19 protein-coding genes are annotated in these 20,053 nt (G+C 36.0%); 15 read left to right on the top strand and 4 right to left on the bottom strand.

Going from position 1 to position 20,053, the window contains the following annotated elements; translation table 11 throughout:
- Positions 1 to 424: 424 nt before the first annotated feature.
- Genes repM (FTT98_RS13390) through FTT98_RS13380 form a run of 3 tightly spaced genes read left to right on the top strand, consistent with a single transcriptional unit; the run spans position 425 to position 2,091 of the window.
- A complete protein-coding gene (repM, locus tag FTT98_RS13390; RefSeq protein ID WP_068912167.1) occupies positions 425 to 1,369 on the top strand; it encodes a replication initiation protein RepM in 945 nt (314 codons plus the stop codon).
- Between the two features lie 3 nt (positions 1,370 to 1,372).
- Positions 1,373 to 1,927 carry a plasmid replication DNA-binding protein gene (locus FTT98_RS13385; RefSeq protein ID WP_068912165.1) on the top strand — a complete coding sequence of 185 codons (555 nt, stop codon included), beginning with the start codon at positions 1,373 to 1,375 and terminating at the stop codon, positions 1,925 to 1,927.
- Between the two features lie 20 nt (positions 1,928 to 1,947).
- Entirely contained in the window at positions 1,948 to 2,091 is a 144-nt protein-coding gene (locus FTT98_RS13380) for a hypothetical protein (RefSeq protein WP_001125247.1), read from the top strand.
- 213 nt (positions 2,092 to 2,304) lie between these two features.
- Here the strand turns inward: FTT98_RS13380 and FTT98_RS13375 are convergent, their stop codons facing one another.
- Positions 2,305 to 3,873 carry an ATP-binding cassette domain-containing protein gene (locus FTT98_RS13375; RefSeq protein WP_180177478.1) on the bottom strand — a complete coding sequence of 523 codons (1,569 nt, stop codon included), beginning with the start codon at positions 3,871 to 3,873 and terminating at the stop codon, positions 2,305 to 2,307.
- Positions 3,874 to 4,254: 381 nt separating this feature from the next.
- Here FTT98_RS13375 and FTT98_RS13370 point away from each other — a divergent pair, with 381 nt between their 5' ends.
- The 10 genes from FTT98_RS13370 to FTT98_RS13325 all read left to right on the top strand — a co-directional run bounded on the left by FTT98_RS13370 (position 4,255) and on the right by FTT98_RS13325 (position 12,625).
- On the top strand, positions 4,255 to 4,548 hold the full coding sequence (locus FTT98_RS13370) for a type II toxin-antitoxin system RelB/DinJ family antitoxin (RefSeq protein WP_159124548.1): 294 nt from the start codon (positions 4,255 to 4,257) through the stop codon (positions 4,546 to 4,548).
- Entirely contained in the window at positions 4,541 to 4,822 is a 282-nt protein-coding gene (locus FTT98_RS13365; RefSeq protein WP_159124547.1) for a type II toxin-antitoxin system YafQ family toxin, read from the top strand. Before FTT98_RS13370 ends, FTT98_RS13365 begins: the two co-directional genes overlap by 8 nt.
- A 126-nt stretch (positions 4,823 to 4,948) precedes the next feature.
- Positions 4,949 to 5,368, top strand: coding sequence for a hypothetical protein (locus tag FTT98_RS13360; RefSeq protein ID WP_159124550.1), 420 nt, complete (start codon positions 4,949 to 4,951; stop codon positions 5,366 to 5,368).
- A 309-nt stretch (positions 5,369 to 5,677) separates the two neighbouring features.
- Positions 5,678 to 6,166, top strand: a complete 489-nt coding sequence (mobC, locus tag FTT98_RS13355; protein WP_159124546.1) for a plasmid mobilization relaxosome protein MobC — start codon at positions 5,678 to 5,680, stop codon at positions 6,164 to 6,166.
- Complete coding sequence (locus tag FTT98_RS13350) at positions 6,150 to 8,681, top strand: relaxase/mobilization nuclease domain-containing protein (protein WP_218946026.1); 2,532 nt, start codon at positions 6,150 to 6,152, stop codon at positions 8,679 to 8,681. The genes mobC and FTT98_RS13350 overlap by 17 nt, the downstream gene beginning before the upstream one ends.
- 635 nt (positions 8,682 to 9,316) lie before the next feature.
- Positions 9,317 to 10,252 carry a replication initiation protein gene (locus tag FTT98_RS13345; protein ID WP_159124544.1) on the top strand — a complete coding sequence of 312 codons (936 nt, stop codon included), beginning with the start codon at positions 9,317 to 9,319 and terminating at the stop codon, positions 10,250 to 10,252.
- A 304-nt stretch (positions 10,253 to 10,556) separates the two neighbouring features.
- The gene (locus tag FTT98_RS13340) at positions 10,557 to 10,919 is read left to right on the top strand and encodes a hypothetical protein (RefSeq protein ID WP_180177477.1); all 363 of its coding nucleotides are present in this window, start codon (positions 10,557 to 10,559) and stop codon (positions 10,917 to 10,919) included.
- 76 nt (positions 10,920 to 10,995) lie between these two features.
- On the top strand, positions 10,996 to 11,412 hold the full coding sequence (locus tag FTT98_RS13335) for a hypothetical protein (protein ID WP_180177476.1): 417 nt from the start codon (positions 10,996 to 10,998) through the stop codon (positions 11,410 to 11,412).
- Positions 11,413 to 12,039: 627 nt separating this feature from the next.
- Entirely contained in the window at positions 12,040 to 12,318 is a 279-nt protein-coding gene (locus FTT98_RS13330) for a type II toxin-antitoxin system RelE/ParE family toxin (RefSeq protein WP_086200512.1), read from the top strand.
- A 10-nt stretch (positions 12,319 to 12,328) separates the two neighbouring features.
- Positions 12,329 to 12,625: a HigA family addiction module antitoxin gene (locus FTT98_RS13325; protein ID WP_218954616.1), complete on the top strand. Its 297-nt coding sequence runs from the start codon at positions 12,329 to 12,331 to the stop codon at positions 12,623 to 12,625.
- Between the two features lie 22 nt (positions 12,626 to 12,647).
- Here the strand turns inward: FTT98_RS13325 and FTT98_RS13320 are convergent, their stop codons facing one another.
- The 3 genes from FTT98_RS13320 to repM (FTT98_RS13310) form a co-directional block, all read right to left on the bottom strand.
- Entirely contained in the window at positions 12,648 to 14,891 is a 2,244-nt protein-coding gene (locus FTT98_RS13320; protein WP_180177475.1) for a YadA-like family protein, read from the bottom strand.
- Between the two features lie 285 nt (positions 14,892 to 15,176).
- Positions 15,177 to 15,731 carry a plasmid replication DNA-binding protein gene (locus FTT98_RS13315; protein WP_180067026.1) on the bottom strand — a complete coding sequence of 185 codons (555 nt, stop codon included), beginning with the start codon at positions 15,729 to 15,731 and terminating at the stop codon, positions 15,177 to 15,179.
- 68 nt (positions 15,732 to 15,799) lie between these two features.
- Entirely contained in the window at positions 15,800 to 16,735 is a 936-nt protein-coding gene (gene repM, locus FTT98_RS13310) for a replication initiation protein RepM (RefSeq protein WP_180067015.1), read from the bottom strand.
- A gap of 2,013 nt (positions 16,736 to 18,748) precedes the next feature.
- On the opposite strand from repM (FTT98_RS13310), the gene FTT98_RS13305 reads away from it, so the two are divergent.
- Both FTT98_RS13305 and FTT98_RS13300 read left to right on the top strand, forming a co-directional pair.
- Positions 18,749 to 19,681, top strand: a complete 933-nt coding sequence (locus FTT98_RS13305) for a hypothetical protein (protein WP_180067023.1) — start codon at positions 18,749 to 18,751, stop codon at positions 19,679 to 19,681.
- A gap of 9 nt (positions 19,682 to 19,690) precedes the next feature.
- Complete coding sequence (locus FTT98_RS13300; RefSeq protein WP_166135795.1) at positions 19,691 to 19,897, top strand: hypothetical protein; 207 nt, start codon at positions 19,691 to 19,693, stop codon at positions 19,895 to 19,897.
- Positions 19,898 to 20,053 lie beyond the last annotated feature (156 nt).

The raw sequence follows: 20,053 nt of genomic DNA, 5'->3' as shown, positions 1-20,053 counted from the left end.
GAATGGGTGCGAACTGATTACGGTGGCTTTATGTCGAGCGAAGCGAGTGAAAAAGTTCTATGAGCGAAGCGAATTCCTAGTTGCTTTTCTTTTTTAAAAAATCACGAAATTTTAAGCCAAAAATTGCCCCTACGAACTGAGCGAAAGCGAAGTTCAATAGAGTTTGAGCGTAGCGAAAACATAGGGCAATTTTTCCTTACCTTGGCTTTTAATTATTTTTAAAGTTTTTAATGCTTTTAGACTCTCTGAAAACCTTTGTTTGCAAGGCTTTTAAGGTGGATAAGACTACAATTTCTTTGTCATAAGACTACAATTTCTTTGTCATAAGACTACAATTTCTTTGTCATAAGACTACAATTTCTTTGCATTTGATTACATCGAATGCTAATGTAGTCTTAATAACACTTATAACCTATGCAGTCTTATGAAAAATGACTTAGTAGTAAAAGATAATGCCTTAATTAATGCCAGTTATAATCTCGAAGTAACCGAGCAACGGCTTATCCTTTTATCAATAATAAGAGCAAGAGAAACAGGCCAAGGGATCTCATCCGACAGTAAATTAGAAATCCATGCTTCTGATTATGCTTCTCGCTTTGATGTCACCAAAGAAGCTGCGTATAACGCTCTAAAAAATGCAGTTAATAATCTTTTTGAAAGAAAGTTCTCTTTTAAGGAAATTCATAAAGATACAAACAAAGAAATTGTAGTCAAATCCCGCTGGGTTAGCCGAATTGCATATGTTGATGACCTTGCTACATTAGAAGTTACCTTTGCACCAGATGTTGTTCCTCTTATTACAAGATTGGAAAAGCACTTTACGAGCTATCAACTTAAACAGGTTGCGCAACTAACTAGCAAATATGCTATTCGTCTATATGAGTTTCTAATTGCTTGGAGAGACGTAGGAAAAACACCTGTTATTTCTTTATCTGAGTTCAGAGAAAAATTAGGACTTGAGATGAATGAATATCAAAAAATGGTTAATTTTAAAAGTCGTGTTTTAGAACCAGCCATAAAGCAAATCAATGAGCTGACTGATATACATGTAAAATACGAACAGTACAAAACAGGAAGATCTATCTCAGGCTTATCATTCACTTTTAAGCATAAAAAAATTGATTCGATACCTTCAGAAAGAGATCCAAACACGGTAGATCTCTTTACCCAAATGACCGATGCACAACGCCACATGTTTGCCAATAAACTTTCAGAGCTACCGGAAATGGGTCGGTATTCCCAGGGAACTGAAAGCTATCCACAATTTGCTATTCGTATTGCTGAGATGCTTCACGATCCTGAAAAAATCAAAGAACTATATCCATACCTAAAAAAAGTGGGATATATGCCATTAAATAAAAGGATTTAGTAAATGGCTAAATTATCACTAAGTGAAGTATCTAACCGCTTTAACGTCAGTCGTTCTACGCTATATAGGGCCATAAAAGAAGGGCGTATATCTCGAAGCGCTGATGGTCTTTTTGATATTGCAGAAGTCATCCGATGCTTTGGAGAGCCGATCAAAAAGCATGAACAAAAACAAGAAGTGGATCAGTCTAAAGATGATGCTGATTTACGTCAGCTTGTTGATTTTATGAAAAAGGAAATTGAGTCATACAAAGATCGTGAGAAACGCTATTTAGATCAAATAGACCGCTTTCAATTGCTATTAGGGCATAAAGAGTCTGAAGAAAAAATGTCTCATGATACACCAGTGACACATTCCAATGATGCACCATGCGACAACAATAGTGGAATAAGTGAAACTATTGATAATAATAGAGATAGTGAAATTAAAACATCCCATGAGACATTGGTGACACGCCCTAATGAAACACCAAAACACGTACCAAATACGCATTATGAGACAAAGAAAAAACGTGGATTATTTGGCCGTGTGCTAAATGCTGTTTTTGATCATGACTGAGCAATCTAGGGAGAGAAATCATGCCGAAACTGAAAGACATTGCCCTGGGCATTATTGTGGCTCCGCTGCTGATCCCGATTATGCTAATTGCATCGTACCAGGATAAAAAGGCACTGAAGAAAGAGCTGGATGAACGCCAAAAAGAAAAAGACCAGGCATCCTGATTATTCAATTGAGCTAATCAAAAGTGTGAAACATTGATTAAATAGTAGGCGTGGAACGTGAAAAATCATAAAAAAAGCCCGGTCATGGAAACTCGGGCTATCAACTAGGAACTACAGCGTTGAATTATAAGGATAATTATAACTCATTTCGTATAACGCGTATTATGTTAATTTTAGTAGAACTAATAAATCTATATATTTGAAAATGTCATTTTACTCAATTAAATACTCTTCAGATATTTCACACTGTTCAACAAAAAAATGATCATGTGAAACTAAAATTACAGCGCCCTGATATTGGCTAATAGCCTGCGATAGAAGCTCTCTAGACTCAATATCTAAATGATTTTCTGGTTCATCAAGCAATAATAAATCAATACCATCAGGATAGTGACTCATTGCTAATAATGCGACTTTCAATTTTTCACCACCACTCAGTTCTGATAGTTTTAATAAAGCTTTTTCACGACGAATACGTAACTGACCTAACAAATTTCTCCACTCAACTTCAGTAAGATTGGAGTTATAAAGTGCAAGGTTTTCGATTACGGATAAATCATTATTTAATAAACTAAAGTTTTGATCTAAATACAAACATGTTCCACTAAAGAAAATATCATCACGTTGATGGGTAGAAATCAATTTCAATAAGGTTGATTTACCAATTCCATTAGCACCTTTAAGATGGATTTTTTCGCCAGCTTTCAATGCAAAATTAATTTTATTTGTTGCTGTATGGGGTAGCTTTAAATCATGAATTCTTAAAATCTCTCCTTGCTTCGTACTCTGTAAGTGGAATTCAAACTTCTGAGCTTTGATTTTTTCTACAATGGTCTGCCTATTAATCAGACTATTTTTCAAATCATCAGTTTGTCGAGTTTGTTGGGCACGTAGCTTACCTAAGCTTTGTCCAGCATTTTCCTTTTTGAAATCTAGAAAAATCTTTGCTTGAGAATTAGAATCACGAAGTTCATTGCCTATAGATTGAAGTTTATTCGCTTTCATTAAGCTATCATGTTGCCGTTGTTTTAACTGCTTTAATTCTTTTTTCTCCTTATTAATAGACTGAGTTAATGCATCCATGTGTAGCTGATGCTGTTGAATGTAATGCTCATAATTACCTTTGTAGTGTTGTAAGCCTAATTCAGTTAAAGCATAAATATGTTGGACTTGATTGAGTAATTGGCGATCATGACTAATCAGGCATACACCACTAGGGTGTGCCAAAATACTCTCAATTAACCATTGTCTAGATGTTGAGTCTAAATGGTTGCTTGGTTCATCTAAAAGTAGATAGTGATCCTTTTTTAAAAACAAACGACATAAAGCCAGCTTTGTTTTTTGTCCTTCACTCAGTTTTTCTGTTGGAAAGTTCAAATCCGTAGGTAAGTCAGCATTTTCAAGTATATTTTGCCATTTTTGTGGTAAATCCCAGGTATTTTCAACTAACTCATAATCATCAAAACTAGCTGTATTGTTCTCTATACGCCGAAAAGCATGATGTAAATGATCTACCTCTAATGCTTGTGCAATATTTTCAGCATTAAGGCGTTCTAATTGTGCCAAATAATCATGTTGGATATTCCATGAAACTTGACCACTATAATGAATATCTAAAGCTTGGCTTTGATCTAATATTCTGAACAATAGGGATTTACCTAAACCATTACGTCCAATTAATGCAGAAACCTGTCCTGATAAAAGCGTAATGTTTAGCTGATCAAACATTTTCTGTGTAGAAAATTCTAAATTTAAGTTTGAAGCAATACATGCATGTTGCATAAAAAATTCCTCATGTAGAGGATATGCAAAATAGTGAAGATTAACTTATAAAAAACAATATATTATTTAGGATATAAAGTAGAGACCAAGAATATATAGCCACAAGTAGAATCTATTTTGCACATCAAAAGTTTAAAAATAATGATGAGAAAATGACTTACTTCATTGGCGTTACTCTTGGGAGGATGATTTGAATAAGGTTATTTTATAATGATAAGACAATCTGTCAAGCTTGTACTAAAGCTTCTAAAAGTTATTTAACATAATGGCGATTATACGAAATTTAGCGATTAGAAACCATTTATTACATCAAAAGTAATGAAAATGTAAAGATAATGCCTTATATTGTCTTTACATTATTGGTTTTTAGAGGAATTAACCATGTCCGCAGTCAATTTTAATATGCGTTTAGAAGAAGACTTGAGGGATAATGCAAATCATATTTTTGAAGAATATGGTTTAACAATGCCACAAGCATTTAAACTTTTTTTAAATCAGGTGGTGAAAACAAGAACTGTTCCATTAGCTTTTGACTATGCGAAAGAACCAACTCTGACCCCAACAGCAGTAGCAAAGTTGCTTCAATCTCTTAAAGAGATTGAAAATGGGGAGTACACCGAGTACGAAACAGTAGAAGAAGCAATCAAAGCCATGTCGGATGAAGCTCATGGCTAAACGAAAGATCATCGTAACCAACTCATTTAAACGAAATATTAAAAGACGTTACTTAGATTTAGTTACGGCTGAATGGGCTGAGGTACTGGACTGTTTAGTTGCTAATAGTCCATTGCCTGAAAAATACCTAGATCACCCATTAAAAGGTGGTGCTGAGTTTAAGAATTGTCGAGATTGTCACGTTAAACCTGATTTAGTCTTGATTTACAGGCTCGTAGGGGATGACATTTTAGAGTTACACCAGTTAGATAGCCATTCAGAGATTTTTGGCTAATTTTAGCTCGATGCTTTGAAATATGGCTTTAGCCATGTTTCAAAGCATCGAGCTACTTTACGCTAGTTGCACGATAAGAAAGTTTGAAAAGAAGCTAAGCATTGCATGGCCTTCAAAGAGTTCAATATGAGAATAAAAAATTTAGCTCAAATTTTTATAATTATTACATTGCTTACTGGTTGTATAGCGAAGTCCCAACCCGTATCTAACTCCATAGAGTCAGTAAAACCTATCATTTTTATTAAACATGCTAATTCTGGTTCAAGAGTAACCATTACTGGTGGGAAATTGCATGTAGATCCTTATGGTTGTATTCGGCTTGGTAGTGATACCGGTTCATTTATTATTTGGGCTAATAATCATGAGTTAGAATATACAAAGGACGGTAGGATTAGCATCACCAATAAATTTAATAATCATAAAGTTTTTATAGGTAATGAAATTATCCTTAGTGGAGGGCCGTCATCAGTAATACCAAAATCTGTTACTCGCTTTATTCCTGAAGTTTGTTCTACCTACGGCTATTGGATTGCTTCTCCCCTTTAAAAGTTATGTAAATGAGCCAGTCCCCATTTCCATCATAATTTCAACATAAAAACTCATATACAAATTTAGGTATTATTAGCTGATAAACCCTTTTTTTGATCTTTTTATATAAATCTTTCACGATATAGTAGAATACTATTAGATGACTAAATAAGATAAGCAAGCCTACCTGTATATACAAAATTCTTCGAATTTTGATATACAGGGACTTGTTAGGGGAAACCCCTAAGACCCCAAGCCCATCAAGATGGGCAAGTCAACAAAGTTGACTTAAAAGCAAAACCAAAAGCCTGTTAGTGGGATGTGTATATGCGAAATAAAACTAAAATTTTCAGACTCACAGAGTTACAGCTAGAACAACTTGAGCAGCACCTCGAAAAAGAGAACACGAATTTTACAGACTTCATTCTCTCTTTAATTCAAAGGGAAATCATGCAAGATGCTGTAACCGTAAGACGACCAGAAGAATATGAAAGGAAGCCTAGACTCAAAGTTAAAACAGTGATTGAAGTGGTTAAACGCTATCAAAAAACAGATCCTGCTTTACTGCTTGAGCTATCCAAAATCGGGAACAACTTAAACCAAATTGCACGAGCATTGAACATCATCAAAAATGCTGATCCGCAAGAGCAACGCAAGTTAGATATTTTCAGCATTTTTTCAGTTTTAAAAGGCATTCAAACCGAGTTAGAACAAGTATTTCCTGCACTTCCGAAAATCAGCAGACAAAGCCCTGAAAGGCTTAAAAAGCAATTGTCTTCGATACAGCTTGCTGAGGAGGATGAAAGTGCATATTAAATTTTTAAATCACGGTAAAGGATCGGCCGCACACGCTTCAGCGTATGTTTTAGATAAGTTCGATCATCTTGGCAATGTTCGGGCAGGTGTTGATGTTTTGCGTGGTGATGCGACTACATTTAACGCCATCTGTGACTCAAGTCCACATTTGTGGAAGTACACCAGTGGCGTGATCGCATGGTCAAAAGAAGACAGTCCGACAGATGAACAAATAAAAGAAGTCTTAGACGAGTTTGAAAAGCATGCTTTTTCGGGACTAGATCCCTCACAGTACCACCTTTTTGCCGTGCTTCACACAGACGATGACGGCTCGAAGCATATCCACGTTCTAGCACCACGCCTAGATATTCAAAGCGGTAAATCACTCAATATTGCCCCACCCGGCCATGAAAAGCATTTTGATTCTTTACGTGATTACTTCAACACAAAGTACCAGTGGTCACGCCCCGATGATCTGCTTTTGATGAAAACGACACAAGAGCCAAACTATGTCGCAAAACTCAACGCTCAAGCTAAAAATATTTTTACAGGTCAAGATCTTGAGGCGCTTACAAAAAAGCAGTTTGGCAAGCTCGTTGATAACTACGTACAAACATTTTTAAGGACTCTGACAGTAAAAAACAGAGCAGATATTGTCCAGTGTATTGAGCAACTGGAAGGAATCGCATCGGTCAAACAAAGTAAAGAATACTTAACTGCCACTTTGAAAAGTGGCAAAAGACATCGACTTAGAGGCGACTTTTATCATGAACAATTCGAAATTAACGCTTATTCAGAGCATCTCAGAGCAGCAGCAGAAAGCCGACCAACTACAGCAGAGCTTGCAACAGCTCTCCGAAACGCTGAAAACGTTCGAGATGACTATCGAGCAAAGCGAGAGACCTATCACCAACAGCACTATACTTTTAAACGAAGTACAGCAGACAACATCGGCCATAAAATCGCATCTCAGAGCGATTTTGACCGAAATAGGGAATCTATCACCCAAAGCCATAAAATCGCTAACAGCGAGCTATACGGAGCAAATAGACGCACTGCAAACGCAGTTAGCGAATATAGACCTATCGGAAATATCAAAAGTGAAATCGAGCATAGATTCGTTTTCAACCTCAATTCACGCTCTACAGGCTCAAGTCAACAAGCAGTTGCAGAGCCTCAGAATCGACGAAAAGCTCCTGCAGAACAGCATTCAACACCAAGTACAGCAAGCGATAGAGGGGCAGAGAGAGACAATAGAGAGTCAGTTGCAGAGCCTTTTGACGGAAAAATTGGGCAACCAGAGAGCAACACACATCCTATGGGGGATGATAGCTTTTGGACTGCTGATTCTTTTAATAATTTTATATCTAGGCTATCAAGCCAATACAAATTTAAAAACAATCAAAGCACAAGAGCAAATGATTCAACAGAATTCACAAGTGATTACAAACCAGATCAACTACTTGAAACAAATACGGAACTAGATCATGCAGACCGAAATCGACCAATTTTTGACAGAGCAAAACAGCTTATTGATGCAACAAAACAACTTGTTAGCCGAGCAAAACAAGGTTTTGAGTCAACAAATCGATTCATTAAAGACCATTTTGAGCGACTACAGCGAAGTCGAGCTGAGTCTAAAGAGCAAAATCAGCAATCTGAATACAGAGAAAGAAGCACAGCAAGCCTTAATTTTGACACTGAAAGCAGAGCTTTCAAAGCTAGAGCAGGGCAACTTTTCGGAGCAGTTACAGCAAGCATTTCAAGAAAACTTGAAGACCCAATTACAAACGCAATTAGCGAGAGCATTAAATCAACTGGATTTAAACAGCATTGTCAGCGACTTGGTGAAGATAGAATTAAGACCCATTCAAATGACAATTGGCACACAGCAGGCGGACATCGAGAAAGCACTCTCGAAAATCTTGCAATTGAAAGTACCCAACAACTTTTACGAAGATTTGGAGACGCAAAGCAAGCAGATCAATACGCTTGGGGAAACTGTAGAAAGATTAATAGCGTTAATCAACAACTTGAACGACTAGAAACCACAGTAGCGGAAATTCGACTCAAGCCAAAACCGGCTACGAATTTCAGTTACTTGCGAAGTGACGGTTATTACCCCGATTACGTTGGTTATCACAAAGAACTATGCGACAAGCAACAGGAGGCCTATAACAATAAAAACCCACTACAATTGATTGATTACATAAAGAAAAAATCTAAAAATTTAGAAACGTACATTAGCCGTGCACGTTCAAATATCCACGAATGGGAATACGATAAATTTGAGAAAATGATCAAAAATGACAATCAAATGCTGAAATATCTGAAATGTGAGAAGATTTTAGAGCCTCAAAACGACCATTTGAAACAGCAAAGAGAATCATATCAAGCGTGTTTAAAGAGTTTTGAGACTATTAAAAGTGATATTTACGAAATTAAAAATCCATTGCCTAGACAGAATACTTCTCAACAAACTTATGAACCTGAGCATAAACCAAAACCTAAAAATGATTTTGAATTAGATTTTTAATCTAATTCAGCAAAACAGTAATCAGAGGGGGAATGAGCGATTTATCTTTATGTCACTCACACTCCGTTCGCTTTGTTTTTTTCTTTTTGAACCTCACAGGTTTAAACCAAGCGAGTGTCTACGAGCGATTGAGCATCATAAAAATTTCAGCAACGCCTTTTCCCTGATTACAAACTCCCTTTTAATCTAAAACGGTAAGTACAGAGCATCCCGAATGGGTGCGAACTTTGGGGCTTTTGATCTTAAAAAAGCATGAGCATAGCGAATGCATTATCAATCTTTTTGCTCTTGGTTTTGCTTTTGAAACGACACGAGCGAAGCGAGTGCCATAGCCTTTGATTTTTCCTTTAATTCTCTTTTATTCTTTTAAAAAGCTTTTAAATACTTTTAGACACCCTTCCAGACCACATATAGCAAGGCTTTCAGACTTTAAAAAACTACAAATGGCATGAACTAAACTACAAATGGCATGATTTTGGCACATTAGAAACTACAAATGGCATGATTAGAAACTACAAATGGCATGAACTAAACTACACTATATTTAATGTAGTTTTATGTTAAAAACTACAAAAATCGTGTGCAAAAATAAATCAATATGATATAAAAAACTACTTCTTGCGGAATGTAGTTTCATGGATTATAAAAAAACATACCCTGTATCTTGGGTTGTTATGCAGAATACGATTCAAGAGTGCTTTAAAAGCATGAGTATTGATGAAAAACGCTTATTAATTCTTGCTAGTCCTATAGCTCGGATAATTGATGCAACTGAAAAAGATGCAATCACCATAACATCAGAGAGCTTTGCAAAAGAATGCGGTATAAAAACCAACTCAGCGTATTCGCAAATGGAAGAAGCGAGTAAAAACCTGTTAAGACGTTATTTTTCCTATGGTGATAATAAGAAAAAAACCTACTGTAACTGGGTCATTAGAGCAATATATGAGAATGGTTCAATATCCATATGCTTCCCAGAGGAAGTTCTTTTGATGCTCAAAGAGTTCGACAAATTAAATCCATACACTAAGTACAAGAAAGACATCGTACTCAGTCTGAAAAAAGACTACTCGTTCGACCTATATCATTTAGCAAAAAAATATCAAGCTATGGGACAATTTGAAATGTCCTTAGAGCATATAAAAACTGAGTTAGGTTTGCCAAAGTCCTACGACAAGCTATGTAATTTAAAAGACCGTGTAATTAAGCCTTCATTAGATGAAATTACAGCTAATACAGACATTGAACTCACTTATGAAAACGTTAAACAAGGACGGTCTGTGGTTGGTTTCAAGTTTATTGTGAAAGAGAAGCCTAAGCCAAAACTCATAGCACCCGAGAGAGAGACAAAGACAGTAGAGCTATTTTGTAATATGTCAGATCCCCAAATTAATAAATACAGCACTATTCTATCTAAACTTTCTGAACTTTCTGATCTAAGTAATTTTCCTGACTATCCTACTTTTGCGATTTGGATTAGTGGGATTTTACGAGATCCAAAAAGTGTAAGGGAAGAAACGGCTAAACGAATTTTGAAGGCTCTACATCAAAAAACGGATTTCAAACCATAAAATCAGATTATCCATATGAGCTAACAAATCCCGTGAAACATTGCTTAAATACTAAGCGTGGAACGTGAACAATCATTAAAAAAGCCCAATCGGAGAGGGTTGGGCTTTTTGCTATACGATAAAACTATGATTTATATGAAATAAAAAGAAGCATTTCGTATAACGTGTATTATGTTAATTTTAGATTTTCTTAAATAATCAAAAAATTTATGCTTCTTAATTAATTAATTGACACGTTATATTTGAATGGTTTAACATAGAAACCTACAAAAACAAAACCTCATATGTGGAACAGGTATATAACATGCAAAATTTCAGCGCTCAATTCCAAGGTATTATTAATACTAACTTTGGACAAAAAATCTTAGACTTCCTAAATGAAGAAAAAACTATCGTAATGCTTGAAACAGCAACCTACCTTAGTCGACCAGCAATTGAAGCCTTAGTTCCAAGTTTAGAAGCTAGATTTGGTAAAGAATTAAAAGCTATCGAAGATAATTCTAATAATCCAGAAAATATTGATTTTGATCGCTTAAAACAGGCTATCGGCCACATGGTTAGAGTAATCATGGAAGAACATGGTTACTTGATTGACCAAAACAATGTGAAAATTCCTGATACGCGTAATACTCTCTTTTCAAGAGCAACGAGATATAAAAAAGCTTAATTTATATAGGAACTTGTTGAAATAAAACAAGTTCCTTATTTTTTAAGTAACTAAAATAAATACGGTAATAGCAAATATGAAATTATTTTTGGATTGTGAGTTTAATGGTTTTGGTGGAGAACTGATTTCCATGGCTCTCGTTGATGAAAATGAAAAATACTTCTATGAAGTTCTACCATGTATGAATCCCACTTCATGGGTATTTAATAATGTTATCCCTATTTTAAATAAGCAAGCCATTGATTTAAAAGAATTTAAAAAAAATTTATTTAACTTTCTAAATCACTATGAAACCATACATATAGTTGCTGATTGGCCAGAAGATTTTTCATTATTCCTAACAACCCTGATGCTTCAACAAGGCGTTTGTATGACTACCCCAAAGTTGACAATGGAACTTTGGGAAAGTGATACAAATCTGACAATAGATTCAGAAATACCTCACAATGCCCTACAAGATGCTTTTGCGCTAAAAAGAAGATATTTTCTATAAAGTTATTTTTAAAAAGTGATCCACTTTACAATATAAGATGTGCACCATTTAACATAATGGTCGTTATACGAAATGCTTTTTAAAATATCATTGTTTTTCATATAGTTAAAAATTTTTCATCCTCATGAAAAACAACAAAAAACCGACTTGGAAACAAGCCGGTTTCTTTTTGAGCAATTTTGATACTTCTTGCCAATAATTTTGCTCAATATTTAATCAAATTGTCATTTTTCTCTGTGTTATCAAGACAGCGCTGGCTTAAATTATCCCCAATTTCTGCGGACAACTCTTGGGATAAAAATTCACCAATTTTGTACGCCTGAGCGCACATGGATTTAGGGATTTTGCGGATATTCATAACCCCTTGTATTCAATATCATGAAGTCATAAGAGAACAGGACGTTCCGCAAAATAAAAATAAATAATCGCACAAGGATCGGCGGTACGACAGGAGTCAAGCCAAGCGAACCAATACGAAAAAGCCCGACAGGATGTCGGGCTTTTTTATGTCTTGAATCTGGATTTCGTATAAGAGATTTTATGTTAAATGAGTTTTGGTCTTTATTTTTTGTATAGTTTTACTGAACAACTTTTTGTATACTAGATCTATACAAAGGAAGATTTTTTGTGATTGTAGATTTTAAACATAAAGGATTAGAAAGGTTTTTTAAAACAAGTTCTACAGCAGGTATTCAGTCCGTTCATTCAACTAAGTTAAAAAGACAATTAACTGCTTTGAATGAAGCGCAAAGCATTGATGAAATGAATTTCCCTGGATGGAAGCTTCATCCTTTGAAAGGTAAATTAAAAGATCATTGGGCAATTACGGTTAATGCGAATTGGCGTATGACTTTCATTTTTAAAGATGGTAATGCGTATATCGTAGACTATCAGGACTACCATTGAGGTGAATATGATGATGAATAATCCAGCTCATGCAGGTGAGTTAATTTCAGAATGGTTGGATGGCTTAAAAGAAGAAGGACAGGCGATCACTATTACAGAACTTGCTGAACGTATCCAAGTGACACGACCATTACTTTCTAGAATTATTAACGGTAAAGCACCAGTAACCGCAGATGTAGCTTTACGTTTGCATGATGCTTTAGGTATCAGTGCAGACCTGTTAATGCGTGTTCAATCTAAGCATTCACTTTGGACGGAATCACAAAAACAGCGTCCGCAGATTCAACCATTTTTTGCGAGTTGTTAGTGGGTTCTAACATTTATGTTATTTACCAACTGAAACCTATACCTGCACCACCAGAACTATCCTTATCAGTAAAAGCACCTCCTAAACTCAAACTGGTATTTGCACTTATAATACGTTGATAACCAATTGCTACAGCCTTCTCATTTCCTTGAAAACCCGCCGCCACACCGACTCGATTCAATCCTTTCAATCCAGCAGTACTCGTTGCCATGTTCATCATTGCTGCTGACATCGCACCTTGACGATCAAATCGCTTATCCACCTCTTTAAAACGGAGATCCGTCTGATAACTAAAATCGGAGAAGCTACTTTCTAAAGTACTCACACGAGTATCCGTATATTCCTTAGATGATTTTAATGTTTCAGTGTTGGCTGCTTGCATTTGATGCAAATTAACAGCATCCGTCGCTTCGGTTGCATCGGCAACATTGGTAATTTGGCGCTCATTTCCACTGGAACCTACCGAAACAGTATTGTCACGAGCTGATGTTGAATCATGACCCAATACCACTGAATTTTTTGCAGATGTATTGACGTTATTTCCAAGTACAAATGTATTGTCACCGCTCACCGTATTGTCATTACCCACGATATAACTACCATTTGCAGTCACAATATTTGGATCACCAAATGCACCTGAGTTATTACCAGAAACAGTATTTCCTACACCCACTGCAGTTGAATTATTTCCTGATACGACAGTATTTGGACCAATTGCTGTAGAATTAGCGCCCGTACCGCTCGTGTTTCCAGTACCTGTATTTACACCTAAAACTTTACTCTCTGTATAAGCATTTGCATCTTTTAATGCTGTCGCAGCTTGTTGCTCGGCATACTGATTAGCACTGTTGAGTATTGTTGCGGTCTGTTGGTCTGTATAAGTATTTGCACTATTTAAAGTATTAGATGCTTTTTGATCTGTATAGTTTTTAGCATCTAGCAGATTTTTAGAGTCTTGTTGATCAATATAACTTTTAAGATTATTCTCGCTTCCGCTACTTTGCTGATCTACATATGTTTTTAAATTTGTGACTGATGTTTTCAAACTACTAATCTCAGTATTCACAGCACCAAATGTATCACCAATATTGGAATAGTTTTCCCCTTGAATTGTGAATGTCGGTAAAGTAAATACACTATTACTATAGCCTGCTCCCCCACCTAGAATAGAAGCAATTTGTTGTGCACCTGCCGTTGCCTGTATAGACAACATTCTAACAGATTGATTTGTTGTAAATAACTGTCCACCTGTTACTGCATCTCTAGAATTTGCGGTGCTAATATCACCCGCTTTCAAATTGGTCAGTGTTGTGCCATTTACACCTTTCAGGCTAATTGTATCTTGCGTTGCTGAATCGTACTGCACAGCCAGTTGATTTAAAGTGTCTTGACCTTGTTGTAAGTTCACAATATCAGCTTCATTAGTTGATATACGATCATTCAAAGCACCGACTTCGGGTATTGTTTGGCTATTATTACAGCCAATGACACCGTTAGCATCACTGATTAATCCGTAGTTACATCCACTTAGAGTACTAGCCTGAATTGAGCCAATTACATGTAAAGCCGATTCTGGACTCCACGTTCCAATACCTACTGAACTATTTTTCAAAGTCAATGTATTGGTCGCATTGCCTGGTGCAATTCGAAACGGTAATTGCTCGCTACCAGATTGATCTCGAATGAAAAAATTAGCTTCATTTGCACCTACATCCCAAGTGTAAGGGGCATAAGTTCCCCCCGCCACTTGTTCAAAACGGATAGTTGGCGTATTTGTATTAACGAGGTGTATTATTTTTTGTGGCACGTCAGTTCCTATCCCAACATTACCAGATGATGGGAATATATTAACTCCCAATGCCAAGGGCATCACAGGCATAGATAAAGTGTTCATACGAACAGGCTCTGAATTACTTTTATTCGTAGGTAAATTAATTGATGAGGCTGTAGCAATATTATCCTTCAATGGCCCCAGCTCTCTCATGCTAGTTATTTGAGTATCATTAATGATACGATCATAGAGTAAGCAAGATAACTCGTCACTTTCGATCGCTTTTGTGGATATACATTGTTGATCCATTGCCATTACTTCCGTAGAAAGACCTTGAATAGACAGGGCCAATACGATGCCAAAAGGATATAATGCCAGGCGATTCATATCTACATAGTAAATATTGTATTTTTTGTAATTAACACTCTTAATTCTTAAATTAAATGATGGTTGTAGTATAAGTTTCAGTTTTGTGAGTAAGCTTGTATTCATCATGTGTGCTCATTTTAATTTACTAACATGAAAACATAGTTGCGGTATAGCGTATATCACTATAATTTGGGGGTATACGAGTTAGATTGATCTTATTTCAGTTTTCCTAAAATTAACATAATACACGTTATACGAAATGTGTTATAATTAACCTTGAAATTCAAATACTTATTTCAAAGTTTATAGCCCGAGCATCCCTGTTCGGGCTTTTTTTATGATTTTTCACGTTCCACGTCTATTCTTTGATCAATGTTTCACAACTTTGATTAGCTCAGTTGAATAGTACCCTTAGCCATTCGGCAGAAAAAATCGGCTCCAGAAGCCTCTTTTTGGCTGTTCCGGCTCTACCTGCTCCGGCACGGGAATCCGCTTATTTTCTGTCTGCTCCGGAGTAGTCAATCCGTCATGTTTCGGTTCTGCTGTGTCCAGATCGGGATCTGTTTTGACCATGCTTGATTGCACTGGTTCTTGATCGGTAAACGTAGTCATATTAGGTTTCGGGGCTTCTAACAGTCGTTGTATTGCTTCTATTTGATTGTCTTTTGCTTCTAGTTGTTCTCGTTGGAAAACCTCTCGCTCATGTGCAAGTTCTAGTTGTTTTTTCAGAATGTCTACTTGCTGTTTTAGCATGTCTACTTCTGTCTCTTTTTGTACTGATGTAGACTGTAACGTGGCTACATTCTTGTTGTTGTGCGATGGTTCGCCAAATACTCTTATAGCTTCTGATAGATCTATCTTTCCATCACTATTTTTTGATAAATCTCCTTTATTTATACGCTTATAGATACTTTGTCGATTCATTCCATAGAGTTGAGCTAATTCAATAACTGATAGTGCTTTCATCATGTAACCCAAGTAAAAATCTGTATGCCAGTAGACAGTATTTAGTTATGTAACGTTACATCAATGATTTAACGATAGCCAACTTTTTCAAGATAAGGATGTAATTCTTGAAATTTAGTCGGATCTTGAAGCATTTCCGCAATTCTTATTGCAAATTGTTGATAGCTTTCAGTGCCCTGAGAGTATTTACCCATTTCAGGTAATTCCGAAAGCTTGTTAGCAAATAGGTGGCGTTGAGCATCTGTAATTCTGGAAAAAATATCTAATGTATTAGGATCTTTTTTACGCTCTATAGCTTTGTTCATATTTTTTTTCTGTTTAAAGCTAAAAGAGAACCCTGAAATAGAGCGCCCTTCTTTATGTTGTTCTACTTTAACGATGATATCTGTATGTTCATTTATCTGTTTGACTGCTGATTCAAGTACACGTCTTTTAAATGTATCTAACCTTGGGTAATCATCTGACGTTAAACCAAGCTTTGAACGAAAGTCAGAAACCTCAAATATAGGAGTCTTACCGACTTCGCGCCATGCTATAAGTAATTCATAGAGTCGAATGGCATATTTTCCTGTTAATTGGGAAACTTGTTTTAACTGATAACTTGTAAATTGTTTTTCTAAACGTGTAATTAAGGGTACTACATCCATTGTAAAAGTAACCTCTAAGGTTGCAGCATCATCAATATAAGAAATATTTTGAACCCATCGAGAGATTACTTTCTTTGATTTTCCTGTTTTTTCATCAATTGTTTGATAGCTAAACTGTCTACCAAAAAGGTTAGTAACTGCTGTTTTTAGGGCTTTGTAGGCGGCATGTTTATTAACATTAAATCTGCTCATATAGTCACTGGCATGGATCCGTAGCCTAGTGTTTGCATCAATCCCTGTTCTTGTTTCTCTTGCTTGTAAGATAGCCAGTAGAATTAACCGTTGTTCTACGGTATCCAAATTATAACTCGCATTAATTAAAGCGTTATCTTTTACTATTAATTCACTGGTAGGCATTTGCTACACCTTTATTATACATGCTGTTATTACACCATCATTAATCAATGGTGTAAATAGGTGACTTTTTGGTGTTGTATAGGTGACTTTTTGGTGTTGTATAGGTGACTTTTTGGTGTTGTATAGGTGACTTTTTGGTGTTGTATATCCTTTGTATGTATTATAAATAAAGGCTCTTAGCATATCTAAAAGTATTTAAAAACATTAAAAATAATTAAAAGCCTTTCAAATGAAAAATTGCCCTATGTTTTCGCTACGCTCAAACTCTATTGAATCTCGCTTTCGCTCGATTCGAGGGGCAATTTTTTGGCGTATATTTTCGTGAATTTGAAAAAAAGCAAAAGCAAGAATGAATTCGCTTCGCTCATAAAGCTTTTTTGCTCGCTTCGCTCGATCTAGACATCAATTTTCTGCAAGTGATTTACTATTTTTAAGATTTTGATATTAAAAAATTGTTTTTCAGAGAGTCTAGGCGCAACTTTTTGTATGTTCGCTCGTAGACACTCGCTCTGTAATAACGATTAGACGCAAAAAATAGGGGGTATTCGCGATTTTTCACTGATTACCAATAAAAATCTATATTGAATAGAAAAACGTGCTTAAAACGCAAATGAGAGCGAAATAGGAGAACAGTTTAGAGTCGTGTTCAGGACTTTGGCTCTATTTTACGAGTGAGTGAACTCGAATAGCTTTGGCTATTAATCTTTGATGTTTTAACGTGCATCACCATTACCGCGCCAACGCCTAATTTTTTCTCAGTAGCCAAACTTTAAAAAAATTAAATTTGCTGTTTTTCAGTGTTCTACATTACAGAAGCCAATCTGTTAGGGAAGCCAATCCCAAGCAAAACACTGTTTTAGATATTTCACATCAACCACCATCGGCTCAGACTTTCGTTCATCTAAACTTTTGTTTTACCAAAAGAAGCGCTTACGTTTTTATTCGCTCGAACTGATATATCAAGTTAAATAACAACCTGAATCTACTAATCTGATCTCCAACACTCATAAAGATTCTCACGAACCACAACCTTGCATGTTGCCTGCACTTCATTTCAAAGATGCCATGCTCAAAACGGTCTTGAGTGCGTCCCAAGTTATCCAACCTTGTCTTAACGTGTAGATCGCTTATCTGCTGAATTTGCTCTGTGTTCCATGTTCCGCCCCCCGTAGTTCCAAGAAATTAGGGGCATTAATACAGTTTACAAATCGTCAAAGCAGGTAAAGCACTTTCACTACCAAATGCGAGTTTGACCGTTTAAAACGGCTGACACGCAATTACAGGCTTGAGCTATCCATTGATCTCAGCTTTGCAGCTTGGAATGTCATCACGACAAATTCACCAAACTACAGTCTGAGTACCGATTGCGCCATCTTTCGACTTGCAACCCTGTTACGTCACCGTAACCGCAAAAGCCCACCTGTTGGTCATACGTCTGTTATCGCTAACAGCTCGTAGGGTTTATTAACGAGTTTATCCATCCTTGAAAACTCTCAACCTCTCAAAATTGGCAGGGTTTACTTAGTCGCCTAAGTTCCCGTGTCCTTGTCGCCCAACTACAGTTCCCCGACCTAAAAGAAGATCGAATGGAATGAGTAGAAAAGGGGAATCACACCCCTCAGCCCTCGTTGCGGCCGCGCCAGCTAGATTTCTCACGCACGCAGCTACACCGATGTAATTCATCAAAATGGCAGTAATGATGAATCGGCAGATGCTGATTCTCGAAAGGTTGGCTAAACCCTTGAGAATCAGACAAAAATATCTAAAAAACAAAGGTTTGGCAGACCTAATAAAAACAGCAATATCTAGATCCAAATTATCAGATTGCAGGGATTGGGTCAAATCGCTAGGAACTACTTAATTGTTAAATCCCAATAAGGAATTTATCATCAATTTTTTTAAAAATTTAAGGTATTAAATTCTGTGATTTAAAATTAAATCACTTTAAATCTCTATTGTTAAATTCCAAAAAAAAGGCTACTTTGACTAAAAGAAGCTCTTTGGGATGTTGTTATGATCTATTTTTCAAATTTTTCTACATTAGCGATGCAAAAGTTACAAGATGAAATAACAAGATCGAATTGTGTTCTTTTTGCTGAAGTGAATATGAAGTTTTATGATAACGAGGAGTTTATAAAATTTGTTGAGAAATGGACTGAGCGTTATCAGCTCACGCTATCTCCAAAAGAACGTTTTAAACAAAAGAAAAAGGGTCATCCTACCTTTGATTTAATCATCAAGCCGAATCTGGTGGGTGATGAAAATTTCACAAAAGACTTAATGCTTTTAGCTAAGACTGAACCTGAAACCTTCGCTCGTTCTGATTTTGATTTTTTAAATCAATCTGAACATTATTTACAGATGAAGTTCTTTTTATTCTGCAATATTGATAGTCCTCAAATCTATGATGGGCTTATTCCTATTGATCAAGTGAATAACACGCTGAAACAGCATATTGATGGGGTTGAAAAGTTTTCCTATGTCTTTGATTCACCAATTCAATTCGGAAATTATGAGCTTGTACGTTTAACTCAAAAACGCTCAATCAGAGACGATTTAGAGGGACGTGAAAAAAATGCTTCCGATTGGACTTGGAGGATTGGATCTGAATCTTATAGCAAGGTGCAGAAACAGGGTGAGGTACTGATTAATCGTTGGAATCAGTGCATTGAAAAATCTGAGGAAGAAAAACAGGCATATTTTGAAAAGCATTTGAAAATCTTGGAGGGCTATCTTGGTTTTAGAGGAGTTCGGAAACAGGTCGGGACTTTATGGGCTAAGGAGCGTAAGGTCTTTAAGGCAAAATATGGTGAAAAATATTTGCCCTACTATCGTCCTTTAAAATTGAATTATGTTCAGCGTCTTAAATCAGGACTTAACGCAAATGCAGAGCCATTGGAGATGATTGAACACATGAAAAAAGCAATTCAAAGTGCAGTGAAATAGGAGGTTTAGATGGATATTGCATCCCAGAAAACGACTGAAAAATTTGGAAAAATTCCAAATTTATTTAAATCTAAGTTTCTATTCTTCTTTTTAGGCTTTTGGTTGATGACAACGGCTTTTTATTATGCCGGTGTTGTTCCTAGTGATGACTATTCAGTGATCTCAAAAGCTCTGCTGTTACTTGCTTTAATCTCTTGTTTTTTAGGGAAAAGGTAAGCTATTAGACTGGTCATTTCGTATAACGTGTATTATGTTAATTTTAGTAGAACTAATAAATCTATATATTTGAAAATGTCATTTTACTCAATTAAATACTCTTCAGATATTTCACACTGTTCAACAAAAAAATGATCATGTGAAACTAAAATTACA

The sequence above is a fragment of the Acinetobacter sp. YH12039 genome (genome assembly GCF_013420015.1).
GTDB classification, from domain to species: Bacteria; Pseudomonadota; Gammaproteobacteria; order Pseudomonadales; family Moraxellaceae; genus Acinetobacter; species Acinetobacter amyesii.
This window is presented reverse-complemented; position numbering and strand designations above follow the sequence as displayed.

Excerpts from the sequence above, each read along its gene's own strand:
- FTT98_RS13350 (WP_218946026.1), top strand. The coding sequence starts at position 6,150 with ATGAAAGTGCATATTAAATTTTTAAATCACGGTAAAGGATCGGCCGCA.
- repM (WP_068912167.1), top strand. The coding sequence starts at position 425 with ATGAAAAATGACTTAGTAGTAAAAGATAATGCCTTAATTAATGCCAGT.
- FTT98_RS13335 (WP_180177476.1), top strand. The coding sequence starts at position 10,996 with ATGAAATTATTTTTGGATTGTGAGTTTAATGGTTTTGGTGGAGAACTG.
- FTT98_RS13345 (WP_159124544.1), top strand. The coding sequence starts at position 9,317 with ATGGATTATAAAAAAACATACCCTGTATCTTGGGTTGTTATGCAGAAT.
- FTT98_RS13380 (WP_001125247.1), top strand. The coding sequence starts at position 1,948 with ATGCCGAAACTGAAAGACATTGCCCTGGGCATTATTGTGGCTCCGCTG.
- FTT98_RS13375 (WP_180177478.1), bottom strand. The coding sequence starts at position 3,873 with ATGCAACATGCATGTATTGCTTCAAACTTAAATTTAGAATTTTCTACA.
- FTT98_RS13385 (WP_068912165.1), top strand. The coding sequence starts at position 1,373 with ATGGCTAAATTATCACTAAGTGAAGTATCTAACCGCTTTAACGTCAGT.
- FTT98_RS13305 (WP_180067023.1), top strand. The coding sequence starts at position 18,749 with ATGATCTATTTTTCAAATTTTTCTACATTAGCGATGCAAAAGTTACAA.
- mobC (WP_159124546.1), top strand. The coding sequence starts at position 5,678 with ATGCGAAATAAAACTAAAATTTTCAGACTCACAGAGTTACAGCTAGAA.
- FTT98_RS13340 (WP_180177477.1), top strand. The coding sequence starts at position 10,557 with ATGCAAAATTTCAGCGCTCAATTCCAAGGTATTATTAATACTAACTTT.
- FTT98_RS13320 (WP_180177475.1), bottom strand. The coding sequence starts at position 14,891 with ATGATGAATACAAGCTTACTCACAAAACTGAAACTTATACTACAACCA.
- FTT98_RS13360 (WP_159124550.1), top strand. The coding sequence starts at position 4,949 with ATGAGAATAAAAAATTTAGCTCAAATTTTTATAATTATTACATTGCTT.
- repM (WP_180067015.1), bottom strand. The coding sequence starts at position 16,735 with ATGCCTACCAGTGAATTAATAGTAAAAGATAACGCTTTAATTAATGCG.
- FTT98_RS13365 (WP_159124547.1), top strand. The coding sequence starts at position 4,541 with ATGGCTAAACGAAAGATCATCGTAACCAACTCATTTAAACGAAATATT.
- FTT98_RS13325 (WP_218954616.1), top strand. The coding sequence starts at position 12,329 with ATGATGAATAATCCAGCTCATGCAGGTGAGTTAATTTCAGAATGGTTG.
- FTT98_RS13315 (WP_180067026.1), bottom strand. The coding sequence starts at position 15,731 with ATGAAAGCACTATCAGTTATTGAATTAGCTCAACTCTATGGAATGAAT.
- FTT98_RS13300 (WP_166135795.1), top strand. The coding sequence starts at position 19,691 with ATGGATATTGCATCCCAGAAAACGACTGAAAAATTTGGAAAAATTCCA.
- FTT98_RS13370 (WP_159124548.1), top strand. The coding sequence starts at position 4,255 with ATGTCCGCAGTCAATTTTAATATGCGTTTAGAAGAAGACTTGAGGGAT.